The following is a 6,443-nucleotide window of genomic DNA, read 5'->3' as shown; positions in this document are numbered from 1 at the left end:
GAGGTAGCGACGCTTACGACCTTCCTTACTTACTGTGCTAAAAAACATTATGTTAAATAGAGCAATCAGATAGATAATGGCTCCTGGTTGCTCTTTTGACGATTAATTCATTTGCTCTAAAGGCCCAAAGTACTCATAGTGAATGGCCTCTTCATTGATGCCAAGGCTGATTAATTGTTGAAAAATGTGTTTCATAAATAATGGTGAACCGCAGAGGTAGTAATCGGCTGGGCTCTTTGGTAGTTTCTCTCTAAGCCAATCTTGGTTGATTGTACCTGCAAGGTCACACTGGTCTTGGGCTAAGGGTTGGTGATAGCAAGTATAAGACTTTAGAAGATTTGCGTGTTGGCTGTTATAGTCTGCTAGTTGATTTTTGAAGGTATGAGTTTTGCTATTTTCTGTGGCATGAATAAAGGTGATTTGAGGGCTGGCTGGTGTGTTCAGTGTTTTTTCAAGCATGGCAAATAAAGGGGTAATACCAATGCCGCCACTGATGAAAACAATCGGCTGTTTAGTTTGCTCTAGATTATTTAAGGTAAAGTTGCCTTTAGGGGCCGTGAGTTCTACAGTATCATTAATATTAAGCTGATCATGTAATAAAGGACTGAGCTGGCCTTGCTCTTCACGTTTGACACTGATGCGATAATGATTGCTATGATCAGTTGCAGAAAGACTGTAGTTACGTGTAATGGTTGTATTGTTTAGGTGAGTGCGTAAGGCGATATATTGACCGGGTTGAAAATCGATCAGAGGTTGGTTATCTTGAGGGCGCAGGTAAAAGGAGTAAACATGGGTGGACTCTTTTACTTTATCGGTGATAATAAATGGCCGAAAACCATTCCAGCCGCCGGCTTTATTTCTATCGTATTGATATAGCTCTTCTTCTCGGTTAATAAAGACGTTGGCAAGAAACGTATAAGCTTCTGTCCAGGCGCTGATGATTTCTGTGGTTGCCGCTTCTTTTAAAATATCTTTCACCGCTTGAATTAAGCACTCGGCAACTATATCGTAATGTTCTGGGCGAATGTTTAATGATGCATGCTTATGTGCAACCAGCTCAATTGTATCGCTAAGCGCATCCAAGTTATCGATATTGGCCGCATAGGCATAAATAGAGTTGGCTAGAGCACGTGGTTGTTGCTTATTTTCTTGGTGGGTTTGATTAAACAGTGTTTTGGTTTTAGGGTAACGGGCGAACATAATATCGTACATGCGTAGTGTAATGGTGAGGCCGTACTCTTTCATAACAGGGGCAGTGGCTTTGATGATAGTTTTGGTGTGTTCAGAGAGCATCTCTATGTTCCTTAAAATAATCGCTAGATTGGATTTGTTATTTAAATTAAATTTTAGCCATATAAAATGTATTTGAAATACATGTTTTAAAAATGTATCTTAAATGAATGTTTAATGCAAGGCTAGATCTTTATGCAATTAACTCAATTTACTGACTATTCATTGCGTGTCTTAATTTTTTTAGCCTGTAAAAAAGGCAGTAGTAGCTCGATTGATGAAATTAGTAGAAATTATAATTTATCAATTAATCATTTACGTAAAGTGATTCATAAATTAGGTCAGCTGGGCTATATTGAGACGTCTCGAGGCAAGGGGGGCGGTATTAAGCTTGCCGAATGCCCACAGAAGATTAATTTAGGTGTAGTGATTCGTCAGCTCGAGCCGCATTTCGACTTGGTTGAGTGTTTTACCAATGCTAAGCCGGGTTGCAAAATCGCAGCGGCGTGTCGGCTCAAAGGGGTATTGGCTGAGGCGTTAAATAGCTTTTTGGCGGTATTTGATGGTTATCATCTTGCCGATGTGCTAGGTGGTCAGCAAGAAGAATTAGTGCAATTATTTGGCTTTTCTTTAAGCTGAGTAAGTAATAAGAAATTAGCCAGGCGCTAGGCGCCTGATGCTCTATTTAGTCGAAGTGACTTTAGATAAGTTTAAAGGCTCATCTGGGTTAAAACCACGAAGTCGAGCTAATTGTTCGATAAAGACATAAAAGCTTTGGATGGTGATCAGTGGGTCAAGCAGTGGATGTAAGCTATGTGGCAATAATATGACTTCTTTGCTGTGAGTTTTTAGCTGATCCAAATGACTCAAGTTGCCTGCTGTTGCGGTAATGGGTTGAGCGCCGGTGTGTTGAATACGCTGAATTAAATCGACCATTTGTTGTTGAGAAGCATCTTTATGAATAAAAGACAGGACTGGATAGTTATTTTGCACCAAAGCAAACGGTCCGTGTAAGACCTCAGCGCCACTGAAGGCTTCAGCGTGCAACATAGCGGTTTCCTTGCACTTTAATGCGGCTTCTTGGGCGATGGGGAATTGATAACCGCGACCGACGATGAGTGTGGTTTTCGCATCTTTAAATATAGGTAGGCTTTGGCTCCAATCGCTATCGAGGGCTAGCCTTAAATACTCAGGCAAGGCAGATAAGGGCAGGTCAATGTGTGGTGAGAGTGTGCTGGTAAGCTGTAATAAGGCGGCTAATGCACCGATATAGCTTTTCGTTGCTGCAACGGATTTCTCTTCACCGGCATGAATTGGAATAACAAATTCCGCTAAATCTGCTAAAGGAGATGCGGTTTGATTGACGATAGCAATAGTTGTTGCACCTTGTTTTTTTGCATGTGCCATCATCTCGCAGAGGTCCGCACTTTGGCCGGATTGGGAGATCGCAACAACCAAGGCATGTTTAAGTTGTAAATTTGCTTGATAGAGGGTGCGTGTGGAAGGTGCTGCAGAGGCGGTGACTAGATTATATTGAGTTTCGAGCAGATACTTTGCAAAGGTGCAGGCGTGGTCTGAGCTGCCGCGGCCAATGGTCATGGCAAATTGTGGCTGACGTTTTTTAATGGTCGCTGCAATTTCTTGCCATAGCGTATTATTTTCTTTGAGCTGGCTCTCGATACAAAGAGGGGTATAACGGGTTTCTTTGGCCATAAACGTAGTCATGATGAGTCAGTCTCCTTAAATTATAAAATTATGATAAATCGCTTACTTACTTAATATGGGGTGTGGCTGTTGCCGGTTGAGCCGCTGCGTTATAACTACTTTCAATTTCTTCTAGGCTTTTGCCTTTTGACTCAGGCATTTTAAAGTAAGCAAGATAAAAGTAAATTGCAGTAAAAAATCCACAGAGTATAAAAATGCCGCCATAGCCGATGTGGTTGACTAAGGGTAAAAAGCTTGAAGCAAGCAGGGTGGATGCGAGTGAGTTGAGTGAGAGAGCAACTGCCATGCCAATGCTGCGAATTGAGTTGGGTAATAGTTCAGAGAGGGCAATCCAGACCACGATACCTGGGCCAAGCGCAAAGAAGAAAACATAAACGAGTAAGCCTATCCCAATGAGTAGTCCTTTTGTTATGCCTTCTGGCAGGTAAATAAATGCAATGCCTGATAATAATAAAGCGACTGTGACTCCAGCAGTTCCTATCGTTAATAAGGGCTTTCTGCCGACTTTATCGACTAATAGCATGGCAATAATGGTAATAATGAAATTAACGACGGTGATCCAGATGCTGCCTAAAATTGCTACAAGATCAGACTGTAAGCCAGCGCCTTTTAAGAGTGTTGCACTAAATTGCAAAATAGAATTAATGCCTGTCAGTTGGTTTAAAATGGCAATGCTAAAGACAAGCGTCAGTGGGTAAATAAATTTGCGCTGAAAAAGAGCGCTGATTGAGGCCGAGTTATTTTTATTGTGACTGCTGCAGATAAGCTCTAATTCTTGTGAAGCGGTTTCTTTGGGGTAAACGTGCTCAAGGGTTTGGCGGGCTTGTTGAATATGGCCTTTAAATACCAGCCAGCGTGGTGATTTAGGCAAGAAGAGTAAGCCTGTACCTAAAATCACGGCAGGAATGCCAGAACTTAAGAACATCATATGCCAGCTGATTCCGGCTTTAGCAAAAAAATAAGCAATGACATTGGCCAGTAGAATGCCCGCGCTTAATAATACTTGAAAGGAGCAAACACCTCGTCCACGTAGATGTTTGGGAGCAACCTCACTGAGATAAAGTGGAATGATAATAGTGATAATGCCAATACCAATGCCTTGAATGAGTCGGCCGACCAGTAGTACGTTGTAGTTGTGTGCAGTTGCTAAAAAAGCAACGCCAACGAGGAAGATGGCGACTGCCGTGATCATCATGTGTTTACGGCCAAAGCGGTCGGCCAAGTAGCCCGTGATTAAGGTTGACAATGCACCCCCGCCGAGCACGGCGGCGACAATAAATGATGTTTGCGCTGCTGACATGTGAATATCATGCTGTATATAGAGTAGTGCGCCGTTAATAATGCCGATATCGTAGCCATAAAGAATGCCGCCGATTGCGGCAAAAAAGGTAATAAATAATGAAAAAGAAGATGATTTTGAGTGTGTTGCTGTATCCATTGGAGATCCTAACCTTTCACTATCATTAACACGAAAATAAATAAGATTTAGTAAAATTACTAGAGTTTATGTGGCCTAGCAAGGATATTTTTTATTCTTGTAGAAAAATTACTAAAATATTACGCTTAAAACATATTTTGTTTTAAACTGGGATGAGTTTTCTTGAAATTTATCAATAGATCAATAAAGGACAAGCATGAGTAAGCGTTGCTATATCAGTGTTGATGGCGGGGGCACCTCAACACGGGCGAGAGTTTATAATGATGAAGGCGGTGTGTTAGGTGAGTCTGTACAGGGGGCTTCAAACATATCTATTTGTGTTGATCAAGCCATGCAGGCGCTGATTTTAGCGATTAATCAGGCAAAATCTCAAGCAGGTTTTGCTAAGAGTGACCAGTTACCGATTGGTATTGGCATTGCTGGATTAGAAATTCCGAAGGCCCGCCATAGTTTTTTAGAACAAGTCTCGAGGCTTGGATCAGACGTGGTGGTGCAATCAGATGCACATACGGCGTGTTTATGGTGATGATGGCGCTATTTTGATCTTGGGCACTGGTTGTATTGGCTGGTTAATTGATAAAGAAGAAGTTCAGCATGTCGGTGGCTACGGCTTTCCCTTGGATGATCGAGCCGGTGGTGCAGGCATTGGCCTTGCTGCTTTGCAAGTGACATTGCGTTTTCTTGATGGTCGACAGTCATGTTCTTATTTGCTTGAGCGCCTTGCTGAAAAGTTTGATCAAAATATTGCCAGGCTTGCTGAGTTTGGTGTCAGTGCGAGTAAAACTGAGTTTGCGCGTTTTGCGCCAGATGTATTCGATGCCTTTGACCACGGTGATGTTTATGCAAAACAAATTATTGAAGCGGCCGTTAGTGACATTGAAATGATGATTGGGCGGCTTTATCAAGGTAATAATGAGGCATTGCCGTTATGCTTGCTGGGAGGGTTGGCGCATAAATTTAAGCCACTATTAAGCTATGCTATACAAGAGCGTTTGGTTGAGCCTTGCGGTGATGCGCTGTGGGGAGGCTATAAAATGATAAAAAATTATGTAGAATTAGGTGATTCAACCGTTATTGGTTTATTAGGAATTGAGCATGATAAAATTTAGTGAGCCTGGTGCAGACCTTTTTATTCCAGGGGGTGGTTCTATCGCCAATGCCTTATCGCGTACGAGTCATTTAGCCATTGCAGCACATCAAGATGATATAGAAATTCTTGCTTTTCACGGCATTGCCGAATGTTACCAACAGGCTGAGCGCGGGTTTTGTGGTGTGGTGGTGACCGATGGTGCCGGTAGTCCGCGCGCAGGTGATTATGCCGAATATACGGATAAGAAAATGCAAGAGGTTCGAGCTGAAGAGCAGCGCGCTGCGGCAAAATTAGGTGAGTATAGCGCTCAATTTCAATTGGCTTATCCCAGTCATCAGGTAAAAAACACATCGGCACTACCTTTAGTTGACGAGCTTGAGGAGATTTTAATCAAGACGCAACCTGAGGTTGTTTATTTGCATAATCCGATGGATAAGCATGATACACATGTGGCTGTTTTCTTAAAGTCACTGGCGGCGTTACGGCGTTTGCCTGAAAAAATCAGGCCAAAAGTAGTGTATGCCTGTGAAGTTTGGCGAGATTTAGACTGGGTTTGTGATAAAGAAAAAATTGCTCTTAAATCTGATGAGCCTCGGGAGCTTGCTTTGGCTTTATTGCAGGTTTTTGACTCTCAAGTCAGTGGTGGCAAGCGCTATGATCAAGCAGTATTGGGGCGGCGTTTAGCTCATGCAACATTTTCTCATTCTCATGCTGTGGATGACGTAAAGGGAGTCACCTATGCTATTGATGTGATGCCTTTGCTTGAAAACCCTATGCTGACTGTTGAAGACTATGTGCGAGGGTTTGTAGAGCGCTTTGCCCATAGTCTAACAACGACATTGACGGCATTATCGCAAGACTAAAAAAAGTTGTAAAAAATCATAATTAACCCTTGACGGTAGGATTTTGGTCTGTATAATACGCTCCTGTTGCTTCGGTAACGCACTCTGAAACGCTAGG

Annotated in this window: 5 protein-coding genes and 1 pseudogene; 3 read left to right on the top strand and 3 right to left on the bottom strand. The window is 42.4% G+C overall.

The annotated features are described in order from the left end of the window. Nucleotides 1–102: 102 nt before the first annotated feature. The gene (gene hmpA, locus C200_RS10630; RefSeq protein WP_016211374.1) at nt 103–1,293 is read right to left on the bottom strand and encodes an NO-inducible flavohemoprotein; all 1,191 of its coding nucleotides are present in this window, start codon (nt 1,291–1,293) and stop codon (nt 103–105) included. Between the two features lie 132 nt (nt 1,294–1,425). Between hmpA and C200_RS10625 the strand changes: the two genes are divergently transcribed. Next, nucleotides 1,426–1,869 (top strand): Rrf2 family transcriptional regulator, encoded by a 444-nt coding sequence (locus C200_RS10625; RefSeq protein ID WP_016211370.1) that lies wholly within the window; start codon nt 1,426–1,428, stop codon nt 1,867–1,869. Between the two features lie 42 nt (nt 1,870–1,911). On the opposite strand, the gene C200_RS10620 is transcribed toward C200_RS10625, so the two are convergent. Together C200_RS10620 and C200_RS10615 are read right to left on the bottom strand one after the other, a co-directional pair. Continuing rightward, nucleotides 1,912–2,955, bottom strand: a complete 1,044-nt coding sequence (locus C200_RS10620; protein WP_016211369.1) for an SIS domain-containing protein — start codon at nt 2,953–2,955, stop codon at nt 1,912–1,914. Between the two features lie 46 nt (nt 2,956–3,001). After that, nucleotides 3,002–4,393, bottom strand: a complete 1,392-nt coding sequence (locus tag C200_RS10615) for a sugar porter family MFS transporter (RefSeq protein WP_016211368.1) — start codon at nt 4,391–4,393, stop codon at nt 3,002–3,004. A 196-nt stretch (nt 4,394–4,589) separates the two neighbouring features. Here C200_RS10615 and C200_RS14270 point away from each other — a divergent pair. Both C200_RS14270 and C200_RS10605 read left to right on the top strand, forming a co-directional pair. Further along, nucleotides 4,590–5,502 (top strand): annotated as a pseudogene (locus tag C200_RS14270) (BadF/BadG/BcrA/BcrD ATPase family protein). After that, nucleotides 5,489–6,346 (top strand): PIG-L deacetylase family protein, encoded by an 858-nt coding sequence (locus tag C200_RS10605; RefSeq protein ID WP_016211372.1) that lies wholly within the window; start codon nt 5,489–5,491, stop codon nt 6,344–6,346. The pseudogene C200_RS14270 and the gene C200_RS10605 overlap by 14 nt, the downstream one beginning before the upstream one ends. The last annotated feature ends 97 nt before the right edge of the window (nt 6,347–6,443 follow it).

The organism is Piscirickettsia salmonis LF-89 = ATCC VR-1361 (assembly GCF_000297215.2).
In the GTDB taxonomy this organism is placed as follows: Bacteria; Pseudomonadota; Gammaproteobacteria; order Piscirickettsiales; family Piscirickettsiaceae; genus Piscirickettsia; species Piscirickettsia salmonis.
The sequence above is the reverse complement of the archived record's forward strand: the minus strand, read 5'-3'. Positions and strand labels throughout refer to the sequence as shown.